The following is a 23,796-nucleotide window of genomic DNA, read 5'->3' on the forward strand; positions in this document are numbered from 1 at the left end:
GCGCCGGCACCCCCGGCGCGATTCCCGCGCGCCTACGAGCGGCCACTCTGCCCACCCGCACCCCGCGTCCGTGCGCCCACGAACAACCACCCTGCCCGGCCGGTCCGCGCCCCCGCGTCCGCGAGTAGCCGCCCTTCCCGCCGGTCCGCGCCCCGCGTACGCGCGTCCGGTCGCGTCCACGAGCAGCCGCCTTCCCGTCCGCCCTCTGCGTCCGCTGGCGGCTACCCCTCCCTATCGCCCGCGCTCTGCGTCCGCGCGCTCCTGGAGTCCCCGGGCTCATCGACTCTCCGCGCCCCGCACCCCGCGCCCCGCACCCCGCGCCGACCAGGCGTACCCCGTCCTCACGCCCGGGCCCTCCTGAGGCGCACCTCGTCTTTCGCGGCCCGCGCCTTCCCCACCGCGCACCCTGTCTTCGCGGCCCGCGCCTTCCCCACCGCGCACCTTGCCTTCGCACCCGGCCCCTACCCCGGGCCGCGTCGCGTCTCGATCAGCGCGTTCAGGCGGTCCCGGCGGTGACCCGTCGCGGGGCGGGACCGCTACCAAAATCACCTGTGACCGCGCCGGTTATCCACATTCGCGCGCTGTCCACAGGCTCGGAGCGGGCGATCTCCCCGCCCGCCTAACGTTCGCCTCGGCGCCGGACCACGACGCCAGGGCGAGCGAGAGGGAGCAGGACGATGGCCAGACCGAGCATGTCCCGGCTCGGGAAGGCACTTCCCCCACCGCACGGGCAAGCCGGCCGCGACAGCGGCGAAGGGCGCCTGGATCCCGTGCGGCGCCGCCGGCCGGCCCGCGGCACGCTGTTCCGCCTCGCAGCGGTCGCGGCCTTGCTGAGCCTCGCCGCCCTGCTGTCGTGGTCACCCCCGGAGGCGTGTGAGCCCGCCACGGACACAGTTGTCGTGCGCCCGTCCGCCTCCGGGGCCTTCCCAGCCGACGGCACTCCAGCGACGCCGAACGGCTCAGCCACGCTCCCGCCGGCCGACTCCGCCGTTGACCCGCCGGGAGACTCCGCTGCCGCGAGGCCGGGCAGCGCCGCGCGGCCAGACAACGCCGCGGGGCCTGGCAACGCCGTCGTGCCCTCCGGCACCGTCGGCGTTCCCATCCGCCTGGCCGACCCCACAGCGCTCGCGCTGGTGAAGCCGGGCAACCGGGTCGACCTGCTACGGGTCGACGACAAGGGCGCCACGACCTCGGTCGCGGCCGCCGCGCTGGTCCTCACCGTGACCGGGGCGTCCGACCCCACTACCGGCGGCCTGCTGCTGGCCCTGCCGCCGACCGAGGCCGAGCATGCGGTGGCCACACCGAACCACGGCTTCGCCGTCCTCATCCGCCCCGGCTGACCTGTGCCGGCCGAGTCGGGTCTCGGGTCGCGAAGCCGTACGTCGTGCGCCCAGCCGTGCCGGCCGCGCGCTCACCAGTGGGGCGGGCGGTCCTCGAGCAGGCGCTCGTCGTTGTCGGAGGAGCGTTCGCCCCAGCCGCGCTCGGTGTCGTCCCGGGTCTGATCGGGGAGGACGGGCGCCTCCTCGGACTCGAAATCGACCTCGCGTTCGCCGTCCAAGTCGCGCTCGGGCTCATCCAGGATGTCCACGCCTAAGAGGGTAGGCCCGCGCCGCTGCGGAAGTCTTCCCCCTTCGGCTGTACCGTCGGTGAACGTGAGCAGCCCCACCGGCGTCCCGGACGACTCTTACTGGCAGCGACCGGATCCTGACTCTCCCGTGCCCGGTCCGTCCCCTGACCCTGCCGAGCCCACCCCGAAGCCGGAGCCGAGCTATCCCGGTCCGCCGAAGCCCGCACCCCCGTCGGGCAACTGGCGCCCGCCCACGATCTCCCAGCCCCCACCCCCACGCGCCATGCCCGGCCAGGACATGGACGCCCTGGACGAGTCCGAGAGCTCAGCCCGCACCCTCACCTACGGCGTCGGCCTGGTCGCGGGCGCCATCGCCCTGATCCTCATCTGTCTACTCTGCGCCCGAGCCATCTTCTGACCCACCCGCCCCGCCCTACTCGACGCGCCACCCCACCCCCGACCCGGCGTGGCGCAGCACCCCCGCCGTCACGGCACCAGCACCCGCCGGGAAGCCATCAGCCGGTCCGGCACCACAACCCCTGGGCCCGCCATGACCCGGGCCCGGCACCCCCACCCCTGGGCCCGCGACCATCGGGCCCGGCACCACCGCCCTGGGCCGCGACCATCCGGCCCGGCACCACCGCCCTGGGCCGCGACCATCCGGCCCGGCACCACCGCCCTGGGCCCGCCACCATCCGGCCCGGCACCACCGCCCTGGGCCCGCCACCATCCGGCCCGGCACCACCGCCCTGGGCCTGCCACCATCCGGCCCGGCGCCACCACCACCCCCCTGGGCCCGCCTCCAGCCGGCGCGACGGGGGCGCCACCCGGCGGGCGGCAGTCGGCTCGCGCTCTCGTACGGTCACGCGGCCCTCGGCACGGCGCCCTCGCAGAGGGGCGCGCTGGGCGTGGTGCCCTCGCGGGGCTGACGCGGTCTCAGCCCGGCTCGGTGTGCTGGGCACACCCGAAGCGCCGGGCGGTGGCTGGTGCCACCACCCGGCGCTTCGGGTGTGCCGCTTTTAGCGGGTGTGCCGCTTTTAGTAGGTGCCCCAGACTGCGGTTAGTAGGTGCCCCAGACTGCGGTTAGTAGGTGCCCCAGACTGCGGTGGCGCCTGAATCGCCGGTCTTGTAGACGTAGTAGCCGGAGATCACGGCCAGGACGACCAGAACCACGGCGCCGGCGGCCTCGCCGATCAAGGGGAGGCGGCCGGTGCGGCGCCAGGTGAGGGCGACCAGGACGAGGCTGGCCACGCCAAGGGCCAGGGTGAACCAGAACGTGCGGGTGCCGAAGCCCATGTGGTCGTCCAGGATTTCCTTGCCGGGGCCGCTCATGCCCTGGCCGATCAGGCGGTTGTAGAGCTCGGTGCCCGACTCCTTCGCCACGAACGTCGCGACCGGGGCGGCCACCGCGAGCAGCGCCAGCGCCCAGCCCAGCTTGGGACGCCACCGCGGCACCAGCGCGTAGACGACGGCCGCGAGGGCCAGCAGCGGAACGAACACCACCGCGGCATGCAGGACGAGCGCATGCACCGGCAGGCCGTTGATCTGGTCGAACACGAAGCCTCCTCATGGAACTGGTCGGCCGCCAGCTTAGAAGTATCTGACGACGCAAACTTCCTCGAGTCCGCTTACACCCTTTGACCCGCCACGGTTCACCTCTCCGCAGGTCTTTCGGGGCACAACTGTTGGGGAATCACCCCTAACCGTGCTGTCATTGACCGATGCCTAAGGGTGAAGACCTGCTGCGTGAGCACGGCCTCCGGGTCACCAAGCCGCGCCTCGCCGTGCTGGAGATCCTCACAGGCGGCGGCCACCTTGACGTCGAGCAGATCGCCGCGCAAGCCCGGGTCCGCCTCGACTCGGTGTCGACCCAGGCGATCTACGACGTGCTCGGCGCCCTCTCCCGGGCCGGCCTGGCCCGCCGTCTGGAACCGGCCGGCAGCCCGGCCCGCTACGAGGCCCGGGTCGGCGACAACCACCACCACATCGTCTGCCGGGGCTGCGGCGAGATCGCCGACGTCGACTGCGTGGTGGACGAGCGGCCGTGCCTCACCCCGGCCCACAACCACGGCTTCCAGCTGGATGAGGCCGAGGTGACGTTCTGGGGTTTGTGCCCGGCCTGCCAGCGACAGCACGCCGACGAGGCCTGAATTTCGATATCTGAACAGGTTCAACTTTCGCCGGGCGCCGTGGCAGTCTGGATGTCATGAGCGATGTCGGGCTGTTCGGACCGGATTCGGTCACCTGGAAGCTGCACCGCGAGCCGATCCTGATGCTCGGCGGTCTCCGCTCGCTTTATCTGCAGGCGCTGCACCCGCGCGCCGTCGCGGGCGTCGCCCAGAACTCGGGCTACCGGGCCGACCCGTGGGGCCGTCTCAGCCGTACGTCGGCCTATGTGGCCACGGTGATCTACGGCAGCACGGACGAGGTCGAGCTGGCCTCCAGCCGCCTGCGCCGCCTGCACTCGAAGATGACCGCGGTCGACCCGGCCACGGGTGAGACGTTCCGTATCGACGAGCCCGACCTGCTCCGCTGGGTCCACGTGACCGAGGTCGAGTCGTTCCTGACCACGGCCACCCGCGCCGGTCTGCGACTGACCGCGGACGAGGTCGACCGCTACTACACCGAGCAGCTCAAGGCCGCCGAGCTGGTCGGCCTGGACCCGTCCACCGTGCCGTCCACCGCGGCCGAGGTGGCCGCCTACTACGAGGCTGTCCGCCCCGAACTGGGCATGACCAAGGACACCGCCGAGACCGCCCTCTTCCTGACGGTCCCGCCCGTTCCCGACACCTGGGGTCCACGCGCTCTCCGCCTGGGCCTGACCCTGGGCCCGGCCCGCTGGGCCTATCTCGGCATCGCCACCACCGCCGCCGCCCTGCTCCCGCCCTGGGCCCGCCGTCTTTACGGCGCCCCCGGCTGGCCCACCACCGACATGACAGCCGACCTCTCCATCCGCGGCCTGCGCCTGCTCATGTCCACCGTCCTGGCCACCCTCCCCCGCCGCTACCGCGACAGCTCCATGCGCCAGGCCGCCCTGGCCCGAACCCAAACCGCCGCCGCCTGATCACCCCCTCGCCCGCCACCCCGCTCCCGATGGGGGTGGAGGGGGCTATGGGTCCGGGGGGAAGGGTCGAAAGCTGGGCTCGAAGGCCAGGTTGCCGGGCCGCGGGCCAGGCAAGGTCGAGAGCTGAGGGCCCGGGCCCAGGGCCAGGTTGCCGGGCCGGGGGCCGAGGCGAAGCCGAGCTGAGGGCGGGGGCCCAGGGCCAGGTTGCCGGGCCGCGGGCCGAGGCGAAGCCAAGCTGAGGGCCCGGGCCCAGGGCCAGGTTGCCGGGCCGCGGGCCGAGGCGAAGCCGAGCTGAGGGCCCGGGCCCAGGGCCACGTTGCCGGGCCGCGGGCCGAGGCGAAGCCGAGAGCTGAGGGCCCGGGCCCAGGGCCAGATTGCCGGGCCGCGGGCCAGGCAAGGTCGCGAGCTGAGGGCCGGGGCCGAGGGTCGGGAAGCCGGGGACGGAGAGTCGCCGGCTGGTGGGCTGAAGGGCTGGTCAAGGGGTGAGGTGGGCGACGGCGGCCCACGGCTCCTTGGCGGGCATCTCGGAGCCGGCGGGGCAGATTTTGCGGAAGTCGCACCAGCCGCACAGGGGTCCGGGGGTGGTGGGGAACTCGGTGTCGGGGTCGGCGCCGGCGGCGACGGCTCGTTCGGCGGCCATGATGTCGCGGGCGGTGTCCTCGGCGCGGCGGAGCTGGCGGGCCAGGGACTCCTCGGTGTGCTCGTGGGCGGCGACCGTGCCGGTGGGCAGGTGGTGCAGCTCGACGCGGTAGCTCGGGCGGCGGAAGACGCGCTGGGCCGCGTAGGCGTAGAGGGCGAGGGCCAGCGAGCCGCGGGCGTCGTCGGCGTCGGAGCCGGTGCGGCCGGTCTTGTAGTCGACGATCACGGCCTCGGGGCCGTTGGGGCCGGGGCGCGAGTCGATGCGGTCGGCGCGGCCGTTCAGGGCGAGGACGGCCGTCTTGGCGGCCACCGTGCGCTCGACGCCGAGCGGTTCGTCCTGCGGGTCGAGGCCGGCCACATAAGTCTCGAGCCAGCCCAGCGCCGCGCGGTAGGCCGCCCTCTCCTGGTCGACGTCGCGGTAGCCCTCGCGGACCCAGGTGCTCTTGAGGAGCCTGGGCAGCACGCTCGGCTCCCGCTGGCCGGGTGGCAGGCCGTACCAGTTCTTCAGCGCGGTGTGGACGCTGGCGCCCAGCGAGTTGTGCGCCCACGGCGGGCCCTTGGGCGGGCTGGGGCGCTCGACATACGAGTACTTGTACCGCCGGGGGCAGTCGACATAGGTGCCCAGCTTGCTCGGGGTGCACACGAAGAGCCGCTCGGGCATGCCGTCGAAGCCGAGCTGCTCGGGGACGCCGGCACGGGATCTGGTGGGAGGCACGGAGCAATCCTGCCAGCCCGGTACGACAGATACCGAGTCAGAACGCGGCGGCGTACATCTCCACGAAGGCCGCGACCGCGTCGGCGATCAGCTGCACCGCGATCGCGGCCAGCAGCAGACCGGCGATGCGGGTCAGGACCTCGATGCCGGCCGGGCGCAGCAGCTTGACGATAACGCCGGAGAACCGGAGCACGACCCAGACGGTGATCATGACGAGCAGGATGCCGATGGCGATCACCAGGTATTCGTCGAAGCCCTCCGCACGCTGCACGAACAGCATGGTGGCGACGATCGCGCCCGGCCCGGCCAGCAGCGGCGTGCCGAGGGGGACCAGCGCCACGTTGCTGGTGCCGCCCTGTTCGGCGGGCTCGTCGGTCTTGCCGGTGAGCAGCTGCAGCGCGACCAGCACGAGGAGCAGACCACCGGCGCCCTGCAGGGCCGGAAGTTGCACGTGGAGGTAGTCGAGCAGGGTCTGCCCGGCCACCGCGAAGCCGACGATCACGCCGAGCGCGAGCAGGACGGCCTGGGTCCCGGCCCGGACCCTGTCCCGGGCCGCCATCGTGCCGGTCAGCGCGAGGAAGACCGGCACCATGCCGGGTGGGTCGACGATCACCAAGAGGGTCACGAAGACCTCGCCGAGGAACTTGAGATTCACCCGAACAAGGTAGGGGTCCGGAGCGCCGCCCCGCAGTTCCATGCGGTCAGCGTCACCCCAGCACAGGCACTCCGGTGGCGGCGGACGCGATCTTCTCGTACGCCGAAGGTGCCGTCAGGAAGGCACCCAGCCGGACCGTCTTGTGGGTGCCGTGGAAGTCGGACGATCCCGTCACGACCAGGCCGAGGTCCTCGGCGAGGGCCCGCACGTGGGCGCGCTCCTCGGGCGAGTGGTCCTCGTGATCGGCCTCGAGCCCGAACAATCCGGCCTCGGCCAGCTGCACGATCAGCCGGTCGGGGACCACGCGGCCCCGGACTGTGGCCCGTGGGTGGGCGAAGACGGTCACCCCACCGGCCGCCCGCACCGCCCGCACGGCCTCGAAAACGTCAAGGTCCGCCTTCGGTACGAAATAACGCGCGCCCAGCCACTGCGAATGGAACGCCTCGGTTGTGGTCCGCACGAGCCCGGCCCGGATCAGCGCCTGGGCGATGTGCGGGCGACCGACCGAGCCGCCGGCCGCGTAGCCGTGCACCTCGTCCCAGGTGATGGGCACACCGTCGGCCGCCAGCCTGTTCACGATCTTCTCGGCCCGCTGCTCGCGGTCGGTGCGCAGCCGGGCCAGGTCACCGGCCAGGCGGGGCTCGTCCGGGTCGAAGAGGTACGCGAGCATGTGCAGAGCGATCGGCGGTTCGGCCCCGTGCCAGCGGCAGGACAGCTCGGCCCCGCGGACGAGCTGGAGGCCCTCCGGCCGGGCGGCCGCCGCTGCCACCCAGCCCCCGGTGGTGTCGTGGTCGGTGATCGCCATGACGTCGAGACCGGCCGCCGCCCCCGCCCGGACCAGCTCAGCGGGGGTCAGAGTGCCGTCGCTGGCGGTCGAATGGCAGTGCAGGTCGATTCGGGTCACCTGAGAACGCTACCGGCCCGGTGTCGCGGGCGGCCCGCCGACAGCCCGATCCTTGCGTCACAGCTAGGCGTCGTCGCCTTCGCTGTCCTTGCCGAGTCGCGCTTCGACGGCCTGCGGCTCGTACATCTCCTCGACGACCCGCAGATAGAGCTCGTTGGGGTTGGGCAGGTGTTTGACCTCGCGCAGCGCCTGATCCTGGCCGGCCGACTCGAGCACGAAGGTGCCGTAGCTGAGCATGCGGCCGAGGGCAGACTGCTCGTACTTCATGTCGGTGACCCTCAGCAGCGGCATCATGGCCACCCGGCGGGTGATGATGCCGTTGACCACCATGACCCGCTTGTTGGTCAGGATGAACCGGTCGAAGTACCAGTCGAAGACCTTCCAGGCGACCCAGCTGATCACGCCGAGCCAGATCAGCACGGCCGCGGTGACCAGGCCGTTGATGTTCTGCCGGGTCAGGAAGCCGGCCAGGTAGCCCAGGGCGAGGGTCGCGCCGGCCCCGATGCCGAGCGGGGCCGAGAGATGGATCCAATGTCTCTTCCACTCGCCGCGGTAGCGCTCGGTGGGGAAGAGGTAGCGCGCGACCAGAGTGGTCGGTTCGTCCTCGAGGGGCAGGACCCGCCGGGGGCCGCCGCCGCCCTCGGGCCCGAGACCCTCGAGCTCCTCCTCGGTGAAAATGGGCGGCTCGTACTCGTCGCCGGGGTCGCCGTCGCTGGCGTAGCCCGCGCTGGGGCTGTAGCCGGCGTCCGGCGAGTAGCCAGGACCGTCCGAATAGGTTCGGCGCCTCGAGTACGCGGACGCGTCGTCGAACGCCGGGTCGTTGTACCCGTAGTTCTCGTCGTCCTCCGGAGGGCGCCCTGCACCCTCGCCTCGAGGCTCGCGCGGTTCAGCAGGACCACCCATGTGGTGATGCTAAGCGACGAGGTTCGTAAAGAACGTGCCGAAGCCCCGGGCAATATCGGCGATCGTGCCTCCGAGTGACTCGAAGACCGAGGCGGCCGAGTTCGGGTTGAAGGCGATGAAAAAGATCAAGAACGCGATACCAAGCCAGGTCAGAACCTTCTTGATCATGGCGGGCCTTCTCCTGTGGGTGCGGGTGACGGTCAGCGCCGCGGCAGTACTGACGGTATCAGTTTCGTCGCTCCGTGTGAACAATGTGCCCGAAAAGCCGATACCGTCTCCGCAGGTCAGCACCCAAGTTTCAGGCCTTGCCCTGCAGACACGGGGACGGCGCTCCGTACACCAGCTCGGGCGGCACCCCTTCGGAGAGATCGTGCAGGACGACGTGCTCCGCGAGGAAGTAGCCCGCGCTTGCGGGCCACGCTACCGCATAGAGCCACATTCCTTTCGCCTCACTCACGTACGCGCTTCGATCTTCCGGGGACTTGACGCACCACAGTGGAGTGGGGTGCCCGGCCGCTTTAACCTTGGCGTGCGGTCCAGGGTGGCCACTCGGGTCGGCGAGCGCCTCGGCGATCAGATATCCCGGGTCGATGCCCGGAATCCCGGCGAATCTGGTGCCGAGCCCGACGCCCGGCTGCTCGGCGATCAGCATGACGTCGGCCGGCCCGCCGGCCAGCGGCTCCGGGCCGCTGCAGGCGATCGCGGTGGCCCGCACGCCCCGCCGGTCGTCGCCCGCCCAGCCGACGCCCGTGACCATCCAGCCCGCCGGCAACGGCCACGGGCACCAGAACGGCACCTTCTCCGGCGTCGAGGCCTGACGGCGCAGCATGCTGTCGACGATGTCGGCGTTGATGTGCTCGGCGACATGGAAGGGCGGCACGTCGCCGCAGTTGTCACAGCGCCAGTCACTGTGCATCAGGTCCGGCTTGCGGACCTGTGCGCCACACCTGGGGCAACTCACCGTGACACCCACATCCACTACCGTGCGGCTCGTACGAGCCGCCGTCAAGCGGATCCGCAGAACCCGGACGTATCCGCAAGATTCACCCGGGCGGGGGTCCCGCGTGGGCGCGAATCCACGCGTGCATCGCGATGCCACTGGCGACTCCCGCGTTGATCGAGCGCGTCGATCCGTACTGGGCGATGGAGAAGAGCTGGGCGCAGGCCGCCCGCGCGGCCTCGGAAAGACCTGGACCCTCCTGGCCGAAGAGCAGCACGCACTGCCGGGGCAGCGTCGTGGTCTCCATCGGCCGCGAGCCGGGGAGGTTGTCGATCCCGATCACCGGCAGGCCGCGCTCGGCCGCCCAGGCCACGAACTCCTCGATCGTGGGGTGATGGCGCACGTGCTGGTAACGATCGGTGACCATGGCGCCGCGGCGGTTCCATCGGCGTAACCCCACGATGTGCACCTCGGCGGCGAGGAAGGCGTTGGCGTTGCGGACCACGGTGCCGATGTTGAAGTCGTGCTGCCAGTTCTCGATCGCGACATGGAAGCCGTGCCGGCGGGTGTCCAGATCTTTCACGACGGCTTCCCGGCGCCAGTAGCGGTAACGGTCGACGACGTTGCGGCGATCCCCGTTGGCCAGCAGCTCCGGGTCGTACCGGGCGTCGGTTGGCCACTCGCCGGGCCAGGGGCCGACACCCACCTCGGCGGACTCGTCCTCACCGATCATCATGGGCCGACAACCTACCGACCCGCCGGGAGACGCAATGAGCGGCGGGGCCCTCCCCGGCACCCGCCGCCCACGCTTTGGTGGGGCCAGTCTGCCTTACCGTCCGTATCGATGTGAAGAAAGCTCAGGTGTGACCCAGCTCACATTTAACTTTATTTCCTATTACGGTGGGCAAGATTCAACTATGTGAACCTGGGGCGAATCGGGCGCTGTGAGTTGTCTCGTTAAGCGCAGCGTGCCCCTCACCTCTCGTTACGATGGGTAGCCTACGGCCCACCCCGTGTTCTGAATTCGTGCTGTAGACCACGTGTCATCCGGCGCCGAGGCGGGAATGGCGAGGGGGACGGATGGGTTTCACCGCACGAAAGCCAATTTCCCGTGGACGGAGACAACATGGCGACGGTTGCGCTGACCGCTGAGAACTTCGACGAGATGACCAGCAAGGACGGGATCGTCCTGGTCGACTTCTGGGCGAGCTGGTGTGGGCCGTGCGTCCGCTTCGCTCCGACCTACGAGCGGTCCTCGGAGAAGCACGAGAACATCACCTTCGGCAAGGTCGACACCGAGGCCGAGCAGGCGCTCGCCGCGAAGTTCGACATCCGCTCGATCCCGACGATCATGGCCGTCCGCGACGGCGTCATCGTCTTCTCGCAGCCCGGGGCGCTCCCCGAGTCGGCCCTGGAGAACCTGATCGAGCAGGTCGAGAAGCTGGACATGGACGAGGTGCGCCAGCAGCTCGCCGCGCACAGCCACTGATCTGATCTTCGAAAGCCCCGCCGGCCATTCGGCCGGCGGGGCTTTTTTGATACGCGTGTTCGACTGGACAACGTGATCGAACGCGTGTTCGAATAGCCGCCATGCGATGGTCCAACCTGTCGGCGGCGCACTCCAAAGCCAGCTCTGACGGCGGCTCGCTCCTGGACAGGGCAGCGCCGGTGGCCCCACCCCTGCCGCTGGCGCTGCCCGGCTCTACCGTCCGCACCTTCGACACCCCGGGCTTCGCCGGCATGACGTTCTACGAGGTCCAGGCGAAAAGCCTGATCAACCGCGTTCCCGGAGCGTCCCGTGTGCCGTTCGAGTGGACGATCAATCCGTACCGCGGGTGCTCGCACGCCTGCGCGTACTGCCTGTCGGGTGACACTCCCATCCTGATGGCCGACGGGAGCACCCGGCCGCTGGCCGAGCTCCAGCGGGGCGACGCCATCATGGGCACGATGGGCGCCGGCGCCTGCCGGCGGTATGTGCCGACCACCGTCCGCGACCACTGGTCGACCACCAAGCCGGCCTTCAGGGTCACCCTGGCCGACGGCACCCGTCTGGTCTCCAGCGGCGACCATCGCTTCCTGACCCGGCGCGGCTGGCGGTTCGTACGCCCGGCCGAGGCCCACCAGCCCGCGCTCGCCGTGGGCGACCTGATGTTCGGCGTCGGCCGGTTCGCCGAGCCGCCCAAAGAGAGCCACGACTACCAGGCCGGCTTCCTGTGCGGACTGGTCCGCGGGGACGCGGCCGGGCTCGACAAATCGCGGGAGCGGGCCGAGCGCTATCTGGAGGACGTCCCGCTGCACGAGGCGCTGCGCTGGCCCGAGCTGCCCACGAACGGGTGGTACAGGGGCTTCCTGGCCGGCGCGTTCGGCTCGGTCGGCCGGGCCGACCGGCTGGCGATCACCTTCACCAGCGGCGACCGGCAGTTCCTGAGCCGGGTGACCGAGGCGCTGACCCATCTCGGTCTGCCCAGCCGTGGCCCGGCCCGCGGCAACGGCGTCGTCGAGCTCGACCGTGACCTCTGGTCCGCGCTGCGCTTCCGGCATCTCACCGGCGCCGACGGGGCGCCGCTGGACGCGTCCGGGGTGGGCGTGCGGGCCGGCCGGCAGCTCGCCGTGGTCGACATCGAGGAGCTCGGCCTCACCCTGCCGCTGTTCGACATCTCCACCGGCACCGGCGACTTCATCGCCGACGGGGTGGTCAGCCACAACTGCTTCGCCCGGCACACGCACAGCTACCTCGACCTCGACACCGGCCACGACTTCGACACCAAGATCGTCGTCAAGGTGAACGCGGGCGAGGTGATCCGCCGCGAGCTGGCCGCTCCGCGATGGTCCGGCGCCCCGATCGCCATGGGCACCAACGTGGACGTCTACCAGCGCGCCGAGGGCCGCTACAAGCTGATGCCGGAGATCCTGACCGCGCTGCGCGACCACGCCAACCCGTTCTCGATCCTGACCAAGGGCACGCTGATCCTGCGCGATCTCGAGCTGCTGAAGCAGGCGGCCGAGGTGACCCGGGTCGGCCTGTCGTTCTCGGTCGGGTTCGTCGACGAGCGGGTCTGGCGCGCGGTCGAGTCGGGCACGCCCAGCCCGCGGCGGCGGCTCGACGCGGTCCGCCGGCTCACCGACGCCGGCTTCTCGATCGGTGTGCTGATGGCGCCGATCCTCCCCGGCCTCACCGACACCGACGAGTCGATCGACGAGACCGTCGCGGCCATCGCCGCCGCCGGGGCCACCAGTGTCACGCCACTCCCGCTGCATCTGCGGCCGGGCGCCCGCGAGTGGTACGCGTCGTGGCTGACCAGCACGCATCCGGAGCTCGCCCCGCGCTACCGCGAGCTGTACGGCAACGGCTCGTACTCGCCGCAGTCCTACCAGCACGAGGTCGTCGCCCGGGTGCGGATGGCCGCCCGGCGCCACGGCCTGCACCGGGCCGGGCCGGGCGAGGCCCGCGCGATCCCGGAGAAGGCGGTGGAGTCGTCACAGCAGCTGACGCTGATCTGAGCGCACTACAGTCGAGGGCATGAGAAGCGCACAAGAGATCCTGGCCGGGGCCGCAGTCATCGCGGTGGTCGGCGCCTCCCGCGATCCGTGGAAGCCTTCTCACTCCGTGCCGCTGCAGATGCTGCGTCACGGCTGGCGGATCATCCCCGTCAACCCGTACGCCGATGAGATCTTCGGGATCAAGGCGGTGCCCACGCTGGCCGACATCGACGAGCCGATCGACCTGGTCGACGTCTTCCGGCCCTCCTACGACGCCCTCGACGTGGTGCGCCAGGCGATCGCGATCAAGGCGCCGGCCGTGTGGCTGCAGAGCGGCATCGTCTCGGCCGAGGGCCGTCGTCTGGCCGAGGAGGCGGGCATCGACTACGTCGAGGACCGTTGCCTGGCCGTCGAGCGCGCGGTCGGCCAGCTCACCCGGCTGCAATAGGTCACCTACCGTGTTCTCCCTGTACCCGGGCTAGTACCGTGCCCGGGGAACGAGGAGGCCTTGATGACCTATCCATCCGGCGGAACACCGGATCCATACCAGCCACAACAGCCCTACGGGCAGCAGCCGTACGACCCGACGAGCGGCCAGCCGTACGGGGCGCAGCCGCCCAGCGATCAGCCCTACAGCGGCCAGCCCTACAGCGGGCAGCCCGGCTACGGCCAGCCGTACGGCGCCCAGCCGGGTTACGGCGCGCCCTACCAGCCGGTGACCAGCACGAACACGATGGCGATCCTGGCCCTCGTGTTCGCGTTCGTCTTCTCGCCGGCCGCGATCGTACTGGGCCACATCGCCAAGAAGCAGATCCGCCAGACCGGTGAGCAGGGCGAGGGCCTGGCCACCGCGGGTCTGTGGCTGGGTTACATCTTCACGGCCCTGGGCCTGCTGGTCTGCATCGGCTACGTGATCATCATCGCCGTCGCCGTCAACTCGGGCTCCACTTCGCCGTGATCCGCCGGGCCGGTCTTTGTGCGCGCCTACCGCGCACAAAGACCGGTCAGCACAGCCTTCAGTCAGATCAAGGGCGGCGGCGGGGTGGTTGGACAGGGCTAGCGGAACTGGGCCTCGCGCACGCTGTTGCCGCCGTCCACCACGAGCATCTGCCCCGTGATGTAGGACGCGGCCGGCGAGCACAGGAAGGCGATCGCCGCCGCCACCTCGTCCGGGGCGCCCGGCCGCCCGATCGGCGTCCCCAGCCCCTGCTTGATCTCGGTGACGGTGGAGGCCGCCGTGTAGATCGTTCCCGGGGCCACGCAGTTGACGTTCACCCCGTCGGCCACCAGCTCCATCGCCAGCGCCCGGGTCAGGCCGACCACGCCCGCCTTGGCCGCCGCGTAGGCCGCCTCGGTCGGCAGCGCGTTGACCGGCCCGGCGGTCGCCGCAAGGTTCACGATCCGGCCCCAGCCGCGCTCGGCCATGCCGCCCTGGAAGGCCCGGCTGCACAGGAACGCCGTGCTCAGGTTCCGGTCGATCTCGGATTTCCACTCGTCGTAGGTCAGCTGGGCCACCGGCCGCAGCACTTCGGGACTGGCCCGGCTCGCCAGGCCGGCGTTGTTGACCAGGACCTCGACGTCGCCGAGCTGGTCGCTGATGGCGTCGGCGAGCGCGCCCACCTCGGCCTCGTCGGTCAGGTCGGCCACGAACCCGGTCACACCCAGCTCGCCCGCCCGCTCATGAATACGCCGCGTGGTCGACACGATCGCCACCCGGGCCCCGAGGTCGCGGAGCCGCCGGGCCGTCGCATAGCCGATCCCGTCCGGGCTGCCGGCCCCGGTGACCAGGGCGACCTTCCCGTCCAACCGCAGCGTGACCGGCGCCTCTTCCGGTTCCGTCGCTTCCACGTCGATACCCACCTCGCCAGACCTGAGGAAACCCCGCGCGGCCGCGCCGGACCATGCGGCGATCCTGCCCGCTCCCCTCACCCAGAGCAAACATCGACGGCCCGTGGCGCACTCCGAGTCCGGTTCAGTCGGCGCGCGGGGTCGCCGACTGGACCGGCAGGGGCCGGATCGGGCCTTCCTCGACGAACAGCAGCGGGGCCCGGGCGCCGTAGCGGGCGGGCAGCTCGAGGCGGGCCCGTTCGAGGTCCCGGGTGCCGATCTCGATGCCGGCGCCGTCGTGGCGGGCGCCGATCGAGACCAGCCGGATGCCCCGGTGGGTCCAGAACTGGATGTCGGCCAGCACCCGGTCGTGCCAGAAGGCCAGGTCGGTCGCGGAGTGGTCGGCGTCGCGGACGACGATGCAGGAGTCCTCGGCGGCGCGCCGGATGAACTGGTCGAAGGCGGCCGACGGGACCCGGTAGACGATGGCCCGGACCAGCTCCTGGTCGACCTCGAGCCCGGCGTAGCTGTCGGCGAACTCGCCGCGCCCGCCGCGGTCGATGCGATCCATCGCGGCTTCCAGCTTGGCCGGGGTGGCCGGCATGAGCAGGCCGGAGACCGCCACCTGCTCGGGCCGCCGGTGGAACTCGCAGCCGGCCGTGCTCCAGCCGCCGGTCAGGCCCGGCCGGTCGGCGGGCGGCTCCGCCGGCTGATCGCCGCATCCGCCGATCACGAGGATCGCCCCGAGAGTCGCGACCAGTCCGACCAGGAATCGAGCGCGGTGCATCGCATTCCCCCTCTCTACCCCGGCCCGGCACTGCCCGCCAGGCGTGACCCGCTGGGCTCAACGAACGAAACCGTCTTTAGTCGGTCAAAGCGGGGTCAACCACCGGACGGGTGGCCCGGGTGGCGCCGAGGATGGTCACCGCCACCCCGAGCAGGAGCAGGGCCAGACCGGGCAGGGCGGCCGGTCGCGGCGCCTGGCCGAGCCACAGCCAGGCGAGTAGAGCGGCCCCGGGCACCTCGAGCAGGATCAGCACGCTGACGGTGGTGGCCGAGGTGTGCTGCAGGGCGTAGTTGAACATCGAGTGGCCGAGCAGCTGGGCCCCGGCCACCAGGGCGAGGATCGCGGCCCAGGTCCGGCCGTCGTAGCCGGCCAGCCGGACCCCGCCGACCAGGCAGACGATCAGGAGCAGGACGGCGCAGACGCCGTAGCAGATCCAGGTGTACGTGGTGGTGCTCAACGTGGCGCGGGCCCGTTCGCCGAGCGCGGTGTAGGCGGCGGCGAAGATCGCGCCGAACACGGCCAGCACGTCGGCCAGCACCGCCTGACCCGAGACACCCACGTCGGCGCCGGTGGCCCAGGCGGCGCCGGCCACCGCCAGCACGATCCCGGCCCAGCCGGCCGCGGACGGGCGGCGACCCTGGGCCAGCGCGATCAGGCCCTGCCAGACCGGCTGGGTCGCCACCAGGGCGGTCGCGGTGGCCACCGACCCCAGCTGCACGCTCGGCATCCAGGTGGCGAAGTGGGCGGCCAGGGCGACCCCGGCCAGCACGCCGAAGATCACCGCGGGCCGGGACGCGCCCCGGATCTCGGCCCGCCGGGGCCCGTACGTGATGGGCGTCAGCGCGACCGTGGCCAGGAAGTTCCGCCAGAAGGCGATGGCCAGGGCGGGCGCGGCGGCGAAGGCGATCAGGGGCGCCGAGGAGGAGACGGCGAGGACGGCGACCACCAATGCGACAACTGACCCGTTCACGCGCAATGAACGCTTATTCATCCCCGGCCGTCGCTTCTTGCGGATGCGTGCACCACAGTTCATCGATGCCTATTGAGCAGAGAGTGATGCTCTCGTTACAGTCACCGAGGTTTCGCATGACCCCTTTTGAACCCCTGATGCCCGGGAGGCTGATTTACCATGCCCGCATACCGTGCGGTCGTGTTTGACTTTTTCGGCACCCTCACCCGCTCGGTCCAGCGCGGACCTCAGCACGCCGAGATCGCCCGGGCTCTCGGCGCCGATCCGGAAGCGGTCCGCGGGGTGCTGGACCGGACGTTCCGGGCCCGGGCCCGGGGCCGGTACGGCTCCGCCGAAGCCACCCTACGGTGGGTCATCGAGCAGGCCGGCGGCCGCCCCCGGACAGCTCAGGTGCGAGCCGGCGTGCCCGCCCGGATCAACGCCCTCAAGGCCGACACCCGGCTGCGGGACGACGCGGTGGCCGCCCTCGCCGCCATCAAGCGCCGCGGTCTGTCCACCGCATTGATCAGTGACTGCACACATGAGCTCCCGGCGTTCCTGCCCGGCCTCCCGGTGGCCCCGCTGCTCGACGCCAAGATCTATTCGGTACGCCTCGGCGTCTGCAAGCCCGACCCGCGGATCTACCTCGCCGCCTGCGAGGAGCTCGGCGTCCAGCCCGGCGAATGCCTGTACGTGGGCGACGGCGGCAGCCACGAACTGACCGGCGCGGCGGCGGTCGGCATGACGCCCGTACGGCTGGCCGCCCCCGACCTCGGCGATCACCTGACCTTCGACGCCGACACGAACTTCGCCGGCCGGACCGTCCGCTCCCTCACCGAGATCGTCGGCCTGGTCGACCAGGCCCGCGTCGGCGAACCCGCTCTAAGATGACGCGGTGACGTCTCCGCTGCTCGACGAGGCTTTGAAGAAGGCCGCGCTGGCCTGGATCTCCGTCGGGGACAGGCCGGCGCTGGCCCTGTGGTGCCTGCCGCTGGAGGGCACGCTGATCGTGGTCAGCGGGCCCGGCGAGCAGTACGCCCCCGGCCTGGCCGAGGCGACCCGGGCCACCGTGCGCCTGCGCGGCGACAACGGCGGCCTGATCCTGGTCACCGAGGCCACGGTGACGCGGCTGGCCGCGGGCAGCGAGGAGTGGGAGACGGTGGCGCCGCAGCTGGCGGTCAAGCGGCTCAACGCCTCGGGCACGGCCGAGCAGGTGGTGGCCCGCTGGGCCGAGACGGGGTGCGCGGTCGTCCGGCTGACCCCGGCGGCCGACCAGCCGCCGGTGAGCCGGCCCGACCTGCCCGAGGACTCGGGCGCGGCGCCGCCTCGCGAGACGCCGGCCCGGATCGAAGTGAGCCGCCCGTTCCGGCTGCACAGAGTCCGCAAGCGCTGACCGGCGAAAGCGGGACCGCAAGCGCCAATGCGGTGGCCACCAGCGTTCGCCGGGTCTGACAGCCGTGGCACACTAGCCGCATGCCTAGGAGGCGTGAGGCTAGTGCCGGTCCGGTGGTGCACCGCACCGCCCGGACGCAACCAACCCGGTGAACGTTCGTGAAAACGGCACTAACCGACGAAGGGCGGCACCATGATCTGGCCGGCGGCCACGGGCCAGACGTGGCCGGCCACGGTGGCGGACGTGGCTGCGCCGTCGGTGGCGGTGACCGTGCACTCCAGGCGGGACGGGCGTTTCATCTCGATGCCCTGGTGGACGCGATAGGACGACGTGCCCGTGCCGGGCAGCAGGCCGGCGTCGACCAGCCAGACGCCCAGGGCCAGGGCGGCCGAGCCGGTGGCCGGGTCCTCCGGAACGGCGCCGCCCGGGATGAAGACGCGGGAGTGCGCCTCCGAGGTCTCCGGGTCCCAGGCGACGACGCTGAGGTCGGTGATGCCGTGCTGGTCGGCCGCGCGAGGATCGATCTTGATTTGGGCCAGCGCTTCCCGGCGTACCGGCAGGATCACCCAGTCCAGCCCGCACGAAGCGAGACGTGGGGCAGCACCTGAATGGTCCTCGGCCGTCAGGCCGGTGATCCGCAGAAGCGGCTCCACGTCGAAGACCGGGCCCAGCCGCGGGGCGCCGCCGGTAAGGGTGGCCGAGCCGTGCGACGTCACCGTGATCGGCAGCAGACCGGCGCCGCACTCCTGGACGACCTCGCCGGCCGGGAAGAGGCCGCGGCGCATCGAGGTGACCGCGGCGCCCACGCTCGGGTGACCCGCGAACGGGATCTCGGACTCGGGAGTGAAGATCCGCACACGATAGGTGGCGGCGGGGTCGTCCGGGGGTAGGACGAAGACGGTTTCGGCGAGGTTGAACTCGCGGGCGAGGGTATGCATCTGTTCCGCGGCGAGATCCTGCGCGCCGTAGACCACAGCGAGTGGATTACCCGCGAACGGCCGATCAGTGAATACGTCGACGATCTCGTACGCCACTCCTGACATGTCCGGACCCTAACCTAGGCTGAGGACGTGACCATGGGGACGAGGGTTTATGTGGCCCGTCTCGCCGGTCTGCCCGTGTTCGACCCCAACGGGGACCGGGTCGGGCGGGTGCGGGACGGGGTGGTCCGGCTGCGTACCACGACCCGGCCGCCGCAGGTCGTGGGGCTGGTGGCGGAGATGGCGCTGCGCCGGCGGATCTTCCTGCCGATCGGGCGGGTGACGTCGATGGACGCCGAGAACGTGGTGCTGGCGAGCGGGGTGCTCAACCTGCGCCGGTTCGAGAAGCGCCCCAACGAGCTGCTGGTCATCGAGGATCTGCTCGACCGCCGGGTGGTCGTGGTGCCCGAGCACGGCGAAGGCGACGGCACGCCGGGCACGGTCGTGGACATCGGCATGGATCTCAACCGCAACAACGAGTGGCTGGTCACCCGGGTCGCCGTGCGCGAGCACACCGGCCGGCTGGCCCGGCGCGGCCACGTCTTCCAGGCCGAGTACGAGCGGGTGCGCGGCCTGGTCGGCCCGACCGACACCCAGGGCACCTCCAACCTGCTGGCGCTGCTGGAGCAGATGCGCCCGGCCGACATGGCCAACGCCCTGCAGGACCTGCCGGACGCCCGCCGCAACGAGGTGGCCGCCGCGCTGAGCGACCGCACGCTGGCCGACGTGCTGGAGGAGCTGCCCGAGCACGATCAGGTGGAGATCCTGGTCCGCCTCGACCGCGAGCGCGCGGCCGACGTGTTGGAGCGCATGGATCCGGACGACGCGGCCGACCTGCTCGGCGAGCTGCCCAAGGCCGAGCAGACCGTGCTGCTCGACCTGATGGAGCCGGACGAGGCGGCCCCGGTCCGGCAGCTGATGAACTACCGCCCGGGCACCGCGGGCAGCGTGATGACCTCGGAGCCGGTGATCCTCACCCCGGACACCACCGTGGCCGAGGCGCTGGCCCGCATCCGCGAGCCCGAGCTGTCCCCCGTGGTCGCGGCGCAGGTCTTCGTGGCCCGGGCCCCGTCGGCCACGCCGAGCGGAAAATATCTGGGCATGGTGCACTTCCAGCGGCTGCTGCGGGAGCCGCCGGCCTCGCTCCTGGGCGGCATCGTGGACAACGACATCGAGCCGCTGCGCCCCGAGGCGCCGCTGGCCGAGATCATCAAGCGGATGGCGACGTACGACCTGGTGGCGATGCCGGTGATCGACTCGACGCACCGGCTGGTCGGGGCGGTGACCGTGGACGATGTGCTCGACCACTCGCTGCCGCGTGACTGGCGCGAGCGCGACAACCTGAGCGCGGACGAGGTCACGCTGTGACCGAGCCGCGGCGGGACCGCCTGGACCAGCCGATCGAGCCGGGCCGGGTGCGGCTGCCCCGGTTCAACCCGGAGGCGTTCGGCCGGTGGTCGGAGAGCATCGCCCGGTACATGGGCACGGCCCAGTTCATCGTGTGGATGACGTTGGTCATCGCCGGCTGGTTCCTGTGGAACACGCTGGCCCCGGAGAAGCTGCGCTTCGACCCGTACACGTTCACGTTCCTGACCCTGATCCTGTCGTTGCAGGCCTCCTACGCGGCGCCGCTGATCCTGCTCGCGCAGAACAGGCAGACCGACCGGGACCGCCTGGCCATGGAGGAGGACCGGCGGCGGGCCGCGCTGCAGAAGGCCGACACCGAATATCTGACCCGGGAGATCGCCTCACTGCGGATCGCGCTGGGCGAGGTCGCCACCCGCGACTTCCTCCGCTCGGAGCTGGCCCGGCTGGCCGACGAGCTGGACGAGGCGGCGCACCGGCGGGACAAGCGGGCCCGTCAGGAGTGGGAGGACGATCGCAAGGAGTGGGAGGCGGAGCACTAGTAAACAGCGACGTAGCATTGCGTCCATGTCCGCTCCCGCCTCCACCATCGAGGACGCGATCCAGGCCGCGCTGGCCACCGTCGACGACCCCGAGATCCGACGCCCGATCACCGACCTCGGCATGGTCAAGGGCTTCACTGTCGCCGACGGCTCGGTCAACGTCGAGTTGCTGCTCACCGTGGCCGGCTGCCCGCTGCGCGACAAGCTCAACAACGACATCACCGCCGCCCTGACGAAGATCCCCGGCATTTCCTCGGTGAGCATCGACTTCGGTGTGATGACCGAGGAGCAGCGCAAGGCGCTGCAGAGCACGCTGCGCGGTGGTTCCGCCTCGGCGGAACCGGTCATTCCCTTCGCCCAGCCCGGCTCGCGCACGCGGGTGTACGCGGTGGCGAGCGGCAAGGGTGGCGTCGGTAAGTCGAGCGTGACCGTCAACCTGGCCGCGGCCCTGGCCAAGCGGGGTCTGTCGGTCGGCGTGATCGACGCCGACATCTACGGCCACTCGGTGCCGCGCATGCTCGGCGTCGAGGGCCGGCCGACCCGGGTCGAAGAAATGATCATGCCGCCGCAGTCGCACGGCGTGAAGGTGATCTCGATCGGCATGTTCACCGCGGGCAACGCCGCCGTGGTCTGGCGTGGCCCGATGCTGCACCGCGCGCTGCAGCAGTTCCTGGCCGACGTCTACTGGGGCGACCTCGACGTTCTCCTGCTCGACCTGCCGCCGGGCACCGGCGACGTGGCCATCTCGCTGGCCCAGCTGCTGCCCAACGCGGAGATCGTGGTCGTCACGACCCCGCAGACGGCCGCGGCCGAGGTGGCCGAGCGGGCCGGGGCGATCGCCCTGCAAACCCACCAGCGGGTGATCGGCGTCGTGGAGAACATGTCCTGGCTGGAGCTGCCGGACGGCTCGCGCATGGAGGTCTTCGGCGCGGGCGGCGGGCAGACCGTGGCCGACTCGCTGACCACGTCGATCGGCGCCTCGGTGCCGCTGCTGGGTCAGGTGCCGCTGGACACCCGGGTCCGCGAGGCGGGCGACGCCGGTGACCCGATCGTGCTGACCGAGCCGGAGGCGCCGGCGGCCAAGGCCCTCGACGCGGTGGCGGCCAAGCTGGCCGTGCGCCGGGACTCGCTCGTCGGCAAGCCCCTCGGTCTCATGGTCAACGCCCGCAAGGGCTGACGCGTCTTACGTCGCGTCGAGATCCAACGTGCGCGCCTTCGGCTCGGATTTGGCGATCTGAGTCGAAGGCGCGTTCTTGATGTCGGCGGCCGCGGCGACGTCGGTGAGGTCGCTCTTGACCCCGCTCAGGTCGCTCTTCACGTCCTCGAGGAGACCCTGGAGCGGCTTGCGGAGCGCCGCCTCCTCGTCCTCGCTGATCAAGTGCTTGCGGATGAACGCCTTGGGGTGCAGATCCTGCAGCTGCAGGTCGGTGCCGAGCTCGCGGTTGAGGTCGCTGGTCGCGTTCTGCGCCATGGCCCGCAGGCCCCGCAGCATGCGCAGGCCGTCACTGATCACCTTCGGCAGCCGCTCGCCGAAGATCAGCAACGCGAGCAGCAGCAGCGCGCCGATCTCCCACCAGTTCAGGTTCTCGAACATGAGGGCGGCCTCCCTTTGTCTCCGCGGCCCAGCCTACGCACGGAACCTGTCAGTTGGCAGTCCGCAAACCGTTCAGTTGGAGTCGGCGACCAAAGTCACTGACGCCGTCTGGGTCTTCGTGCCGCGACGGTACTCCACGGAGACGACCGAGCTCGGAGCGTACTTGCGGACGAGGGCGATCAGGTCGGTGCCGTCCTCGACCACGTGCCCGTCGATCTTGGTGATCACGTCGCCCGCCTTGAGACCGGCGGAAGCGGCCGGGCCGGCGGGCTCGACCGCCCGCAGCCGGGCCCCGGTGGCGCTGGTGCCACCGGTCGCCACCTCGGCCCCGATCACCGTGCGCCGGGCCTTGCCGGTGTCGATGATGTCGCCGGCCACCCGGCGGGCCTGGTTGATCGGGATGGCGAAGGCGAGGCCGATGTTGCCGGCCTCGGTGTCGGTGCCGCCGACCGAGCGGATCACCGAGTTGACCCCGACGACCTGGCCGGCCGCGTTGACCAGCGGGCCGCCCGAGTTGCCCTGGTTGACCGCGGCGTCGGTCTGGATCGCCGCGTAGTAGCGGGTGGTGCCACCCTGCTCGCCGCCCGCCTCGATGGTGCGGTCGAGCGCGCTCACGATGCCTGCGGTGACCGTGTTGACCAGGGCCAGCGGGGAGCCGAAGGCGAGCACCGGGTCGCCCACGGCGATCGAGTCGGAGTTGCCGATCGCGACCGGGGTGAGGTTGGACTTGGCCACCTTGATCACGGCGATGTCGGACTCGGGGGCCCGGCCGACCACCTTGGCACTCGCGGTCGAGCCGTCGCTGAACGCGACCGACATGGTGTCGTTGTCGGCGCCCTCGACGACGTGGTCGTTCGTGATCACGTACCCGTCCTTGGAGACCACGAAGCCGGAGCCGATGGCGCCGGTGACCCGGACCGTCACCACGCTGGGCAGCACCTTCTTGGCCACGCCGGCGAGCGAGTCGGGCGCCCGGTTGGCCGCGGCCGGCGCCTCCTCGGTGGGCGCGCCCAGGCTCGAGGCGGAGCTCCCGGCGACCCCGCCGCGGACGGCGAAGACATAGCCCAGGGTGCCGCCCAGCCCGCCCGCGAGCAGGGCGGTGACCAGGCAGATGAGCAGGATCGGGGTGAACGACCTCCGCGGCGCGTCCGGATCGGTGACCGGCTCCGGCTGCGGGCCCGGGTCCTGCGGGGCGCTCTGCACCACGACGGCGGCCGGGGCGTACGGGTCACGCCAGGGGTCGGCCATCGACCCTGACCACAGCGGGGGTTGACCATTGGCAGGCGGCGGAGTGGGACGCGCGTTCCAACCGTCGGTCACGTCGGTGCCTCCACTCATGTTCCGCCCGGCTCCCCTCCAGAATGACACGGATCCCGGCCGACGCCTCTCCCCGGCCCTTTTATCCCATCGACGGCCAGGTGCGCCCTTCGTGGGCACCCCACTACTCTTTAGGCGGATCCAGAACCGCCCCGGAGGTCGTCATCGTCTCGTC

28 protein-coding genes are annotated in these 23,796 nt (G+C 71.4%); 13 read left to right on the forward strand and 15 right to left on the reverse strand.

Annotation, left to right across the window (positions count from 1 at the left end; all coding sequences use genetic code 11):
* Positions 1-677: 677 nt before the first annotated feature.
* Positions 678-1,340: a hypothetical protein gene (locus AB0J66_RS10460; protein WP_364658237.1), complete on the forward strand. Its 663-nt coding sequence runs from the start codon at positions 678-680 to the stop codon at positions 1,338-1,340.
* A 71-nt stretch (positions 1,341-1,411) separates the two neighbouring features.
* Here AB0J66_RS10460 and AB0J66_RS10465 read toward each other — a convergent pair whose 3' ends face one another.
* Positions 1,412-1,588, reverse strand: a complete 177-nt coding sequence (locus tag AB0J66_RS10465; protein WP_179854984.1) for a hypothetical protein — start codon at positions 1,586-1,588, stop codon at positions 1,412-1,414.
* A gap of 64 nt (positions 1,589-1,652) precedes the next feature.
* Here AB0J66_RS10465 and AB0J66_RS10470 point away from each other — a divergent pair, with 64 nt between their 5' ends.
* Positions 1,653-1,985 (forward strand): translation initiation factor 2, encoded by a 333-nt coding sequence (locus tag AB0J66_RS10470; protein ID WP_364658240.1) that lies wholly within the window; start codon positions 1,653-1,655, stop codon positions 1,983-1,985.
* Between the two features lie 665 nt (positions 1,986-2,650).
* Here AB0J66_RS10470 and AB0J66_RS10475 read toward each other — a convergent pair.
* Positions 2,651-3,124, reverse strand: coding sequence for a DUF2231 domain-containing protein (locus AB0J66_RS10475; protein WP_364658243.1), 474 nt, complete (start codon positions 3,122-3,124; stop codon positions 2,651-2,653).
* Between the two features lie 164 nt (positions 3,125-3,288).
* Between AB0J66_RS10475 and AB0J66_RS10480 the strand changes: the two genes are divergently transcribed.
* Together AB0J66_RS10480 and AB0J66_RS10485 are read left to right on the forward strand one after the other, a co-directional pair.
* Positions 3,289-3,717, forward strand: coding sequence for a Fur family transcriptional regulator (locus AB0J66_RS10480; RefSeq protein ID WP_364658246.1), 429 nt, complete (start codon positions 3,289-3,291; stop codon positions 3,715-3,717).
* A gap of 56 nt (positions 3,718-3,773) precedes the next feature.
* A complete protein-coding gene (locus AB0J66_RS10485; RefSeq protein WP_364658249.1) occupies positions 3,774-4,631 on the forward strand; it encodes an oxygenase MpaB family protein in 858 nt (285 codons plus the stop codon).
* A 475-nt stretch (positions 4,632-5,106) separates the two neighbouring features.
* Here AB0J66_RS10485 and AB0J66_RS10490 read toward each other — a convergent pair whose 3' ends face one another.
* The 7 genes from AB0J66_RS10490 to AB0J66_RS10520 all read right to left on the reverse strand — a co-directional run bounded on the left by AB0J66_RS10490 (position 5,107) and on the right by AB0J66_RS10520 (position 10,123).
* A complete protein-coding gene (locus AB0J66_RS10490) occupies positions 5,107-5,931 on the reverse strand; it encodes a PD-(D/E)XK nuclease family protein (protein ID WP_364658692.1) in 825 nt (274 codons plus the stop codon).
* A gap of 91 nt (positions 5,932-6,022) precedes the next feature.
* Complete coding sequence (locus AB0J66_RS10495; RefSeq protein WP_364658252.1) at positions 6,023-6,640, reverse strand: MarC family protein; 618 nt, start codon at positions 6,638-6,640, stop codon at positions 6,023-6,025.
* 52 nt (positions 6,641-6,692) lie between these two features.
* The gene (locus tag AB0J66_RS10500; RefSeq protein WP_364658255.1) at positions 6,693-7,544 is read right to left on the reverse strand and encodes a PHP domain-containing protein; all 852 of its coding nucleotides are present in this window, start codon (positions 7,542-7,544) and stop codon (positions 6,693-6,695) included.
* A gap of 63 nt (positions 7,545-7,607) precedes the next feature.
* Positions 7,608-8,447, reverse strand: a complete 840-nt coding sequence (locus AB0J66_RS10505; protein ID WP_364658258.1) for a PH domain-containing protein — start codon at positions 8,445-8,447, stop codon at positions 7,608-7,610.
* A 9-nt stretch (positions 8,448-8,456) separates the two neighbouring features.
* Complete coding sequence (locus tag AB0J66_RS10510; protein WP_166661190.1) at positions 8,457-8,615, reverse strand: hypothetical protein; 159 nt, start codon at positions 8,613-8,615, stop codon at positions 8,457-8,459.
* Between the two features lie 130 nt (positions 8,616-8,745).
* Positions 8,746-9,426, reverse strand: coding sequence for a DUF6758 family protein (locus AB0J66_RS10515; protein ID WP_364658262.1), 681 nt, complete (start codon positions 9,424-9,426; stop codon positions 8,746-8,748).
* 64 nt (positions 9,427-9,490) lie between these two features.
* Positions 9,491-10,123, reverse strand: coding sequence for an RNA methyltransferase (locus AB0J66_RS10520; protein ID WP_364658264.1), 633 nt, complete (start codon positions 10,121-10,123; stop codon positions 9,491-9,493).
* Between the two features lie 390 nt (positions 10,124-10,513).
* Here AB0J66_RS10520 and trxA point away from each other — a divergent pair, with 390 nt between their 5' ends.
* From trxA to AB0J66_RS10540, 4 genes are all read left to right on the forward strand, one after another.
* Positions 10,514-10,876: a thioredoxin gene (gene trxA / locus AB0J66_RS10525; RefSeq protein WP_364658266.1), complete on the forward strand. Its 363-nt coding sequence runs from the start codon at positions 10,514-10,516 to the stop codon at positions 10,874-10,876.
* A 101-nt stretch (positions 10,877-10,977) separates the two neighbouring features.
* Complete coding sequence (locus tag AB0J66_RS10530) at positions 10,978-12,888, forward strand: intein-containing Rv2578c family radical SAM protein (RefSeq protein ID WP_364658269.1); 1,911 nt, start codon at positions 10,978-10,980, stop codon at positions 12,886-12,888.
* A 19-nt stretch (positions 12,889-12,907) separates the two neighbouring features.
* Positions 12,908-13,315, forward strand: a complete 408-nt coding sequence (locus AB0J66_RS10535) for a CoA-binding protein (RefSeq protein ID WP_364658271.1) — start codon at positions 12,908-12,910, stop codon at positions 13,313-13,315.
* A gap of 63 nt (positions 13,316-13,378) precedes the next feature.
* Entirely contained in the window at positions 13,379-13,825 is a 447-nt protein-coding gene (locus AB0J66_RS10540) for a DUF4190 domain-containing protein (RefSeq protein WP_364658274.1), read from the forward strand.
* Between the two features lie 98 nt (positions 13,826-13,923).
* On the opposite strand, the gene AB0J66_RS10545 is transcribed toward AB0J66_RS10540, so the two are convergent.
* From AB0J66_RS10545 to AB0J66_RS10555, 3 genes are all read right to left on the reverse strand, one after another.
* Complete coding sequence (locus AB0J66_RS10545) at positions 13,924-14,715, reverse strand: SDR family NAD(P)-dependent oxidoreductase (RefSeq protein ID WP_364658276.1); 792 nt, start codon at positions 14,713-14,715, stop codon at positions 13,924-13,926.
* Between the two features lie 124 nt (positions 14,716-14,839).
* Complete coding sequence (locus tag AB0J66_RS10550; RefSeq protein WP_364658279.1) at positions 14,840-15,481, reverse strand: hypothetical protein; 642 nt, start codon at positions 15,479-15,481, stop codon at positions 14,840-14,842.
* Positions 15,482-15,557: 76 nt separating this feature from the next.
* Positions 15,558-16,451 carry a DMT family transporter gene (locus AB0J66_RS10555; RefSeq protein WP_364658282.1) on the reverse strand — a complete coding sequence of 298 codons (894 nt, stop codon included), beginning with the start codon at positions 16,449-16,451 and terminating at the stop codon, positions 15,558-15,560.
* Between the two features lie 159 nt (positions 16,452-16,610).
* Between AB0J66_RS10555 and AB0J66_RS10560 the strand changes: the two genes are divergently transcribed.
* Together AB0J66_RS10560 and AB0J66_RS10565 are read left to right on the forward strand one after the other, a co-directional pair.
* On the forward strand, positions 16,611-17,321 hold the full coding sequence (locus AB0J66_RS10560; protein ID WP_364658284.1) for an HAD family hydrolase: 711 nt from the start codon (positions 16,611-16,613) through the stop codon (positions 17,319-17,321).
* 4 nt (positions 17,322-17,325) lie between these two features.
* A complete protein-coding gene (locus AB0J66_RS10565; protein ID WP_364658286.1) occupies positions 17,326-17,823 on the forward strand; it encodes a hypothetical protein in 498 nt (165 codons plus the stop codon).
* Positions 17,824-17,993: 170 nt separating this feature from the next.
* Here AB0J66_RS10565 and AB0J66_RS10570 read toward each other — a convergent pair whose 3' ends face one another.
* Positions 17,994-18,866, reverse strand: a complete 873-nt coding sequence (locus AB0J66_RS10570; RefSeq protein WP_364658289.1) for a PhzF family phenazine biosynthesis protein — start codon at positions 18,864-18,866, stop codon at positions 17,994-17,996.
* A 27-nt stretch (positions 18,867-18,893) separates the two neighbouring features.
* Here AB0J66_RS10570 and AB0J66_RS10575 point away from each other — a divergent pair, with 27 nt between their 5' ends.
* Genes AB0J66_RS10575 through AB0J66_RS10585 form a run of 3 tightly spaced genes read left to right on the forward strand, consistent with a single transcriptional unit; the run spans position 18,894 to position 21,887 of the window.
* Positions 18,894-20,171: a CBS domain-containing protein gene (locus tag AB0J66_RS10575; protein ID WP_364658292.1), complete on the forward strand. Its 1,278-nt coding sequence runs from the start codon at positions 18,894-18,896 to the stop codon at positions 20,169-20,171.
* Positions 20,168-20,710 carry a DUF1003 domain-containing protein gene (locus AB0J66_RS10580; protein WP_364658294.1) on the forward strand — a complete coding sequence of 181 codons (543 nt, stop codon included), beginning with the start codon at positions 20,168-20,170 and terminating at the stop codon, positions 20,708-20,710. The genes AB0J66_RS10575 and AB0J66_RS10580 overlap by 4 nt, the downstream gene beginning before the upstream one ends.
* A gap of 25 nt (positions 20,711-20,735) precedes the next feature.
* On the forward strand, positions 20,736-21,887 hold the full coding sequence (locus AB0J66_RS10585; protein ID WP_364658297.1) for an Mrp/NBP35 family ATP-binding protein: 1,152 nt from the start codon (positions 20,736-20,738) through the stop codon (positions 21,885-21,887).
* A gap of 6 nt (positions 21,888-21,893) precedes the next feature.
* Here AB0J66_RS10585 and AB0J66_RS10590 read toward each other — a convergent pair whose 3' ends face one another.
* Together AB0J66_RS10590 and AB0J66_RS10595 are read right to left on the reverse strand one after the other, a co-directional pair.
* Entirely contained in the window at positions 21,894-22,304 is a 411-nt protein-coding gene (locus AB0J66_RS10590; protein ID WP_364658299.1) for a preprotein translocase subunit TatB, read from the reverse strand.
* 72 nt (positions 22,305-22,376) lie between these two features.
* Complete coding sequence (locus AB0J66_RS10595; protein ID WP_364658693.1) at positions 22,377-23,624, reverse strand: trypsin-like peptidase domain-containing protein; 1,248 nt, start codon at positions 23,622-23,624, stop codon at positions 22,377-22,379.
* Positions 23,625-23,796 lie beyond the last annotated feature (172 nt).

It is taken from the genome of Actinoplanes sp. NPDC049598 (assembly GCF_040675435.1).
In the GTDB taxonomy this organism is placed as follows: Bacteria; Actinomycetota; Actinomycetes; order Mycobacteriales; family Micromonosporaceae; genus Actinoplanes.

Coding starts and splice junctions, on each gene's coding strand:
- AB0J66_RS10460 (WP_364658237.1), top strand. CDS start 678: ATGGCCAGACCGAGCATGTCCCGGCTCGGGAAGGCACTTCCCCCACCG.
- AB0J66_RS10480 (WP_364658246.1), top strand. CDS start 3,289: ATGCCTAAGGGTGAAGACCTGCTGCGTGAGCACGGCCTCCGGGTCACC.
- AB0J66_RS10485 (WP_364658249.1), top strand. CDS start 3,774: ATGAGCGATGTCGGGCTGTTCGGACCGGATTCGGTCACCTGGAAGCTG.
- AB0J66_RS10490 (WP_364658692.1), bottom strand. CDS start 5,931: ATGCCCGAGCGGCTCTTCGTGTGCACCCCGAGCAAGCTGGGCACCTAT.
- AB0J66_RS10505 (WP_364658258.1), bottom strand. CDS start 8,447: ATGGGTGGTCCTGCTGAACCGCGCGAGCCTCGAGGCGAGGGTGCAGGG.
- AB0J66_RS10510 (WP_166661190.1), bottom strand. CDS start 8,615: ATGATCAAGAAGGTTCTGACCTGGCTTGGTATCGCGTTCTTGATCTTT.
- AB0J66_RS10520 (WP_364658264.1), bottom strand. CDS start 10,123: ATGATGATCGGTGAGGACGAGTCCGCCGAGGTGGGTGTCGGCCCCTGG.
- trxA (WP_364658266.1), top strand. CDS start 10,514: ATGGCGACGGTTGCGCTGACCGCTGAGAACTTCGACGAGATGACCAGC.
- AB0J66_RS10530 (WP_364658269.1), top strand. CDS start 10,978: ATGCGATGGTCCAACCTGTCGGCGGCGCACTCCAAAGCCAGCTCTGAC.
- AB0J66_RS10535 (WP_364658271.1), top strand. CDS start 12,908: ATGAGAAGCGCACAAGAGATCCTGGCCGGGGCCGCAGTCATCGCGGTG.
- AB0J66_RS10540 (WP_364658274.1), top strand. CDS start 13,379: ATGACCTATCCATCCGGCGGAACACCGGATCCATACCAGCCACAACAG.
- AB0J66_RS10550 (WP_364658279.1), bottom strand. CDS start 15,481: ATGCACCGCGCTCGATTCCTGGTCGGACTGGTCGCGACTCTCGGGGCG.
- AB0J66_RS10560 (WP_364658284.1), top strand. CDS start 16,611: ATGCCCGCATACCGTGCGGTCGTGTTTGACTTTTTCGGCACCCTCACC.
- AB0J66_RS10570 (WP_364658289.1), bottom strand. CDS start 18,866: ATGTCAGGAGTGGCGTACGAGATCGTCGACGTATTCACTGATCGGCCG.
- AB0J66_RS10585 (WP_364658297.1), top strand. CDS start 20,736: ATGTCCGCTCCCGCCTCCACCATCGAGGACGCGATCCAGGCCGCGCTG.
- AB0J66_RS10590 (WP_364658299.1), bottom strand. CDS start 22,304: ATGTTCGAGAACCTGAACTGGTGGGAGATCGGCGCGCTGCTGCTGCTC.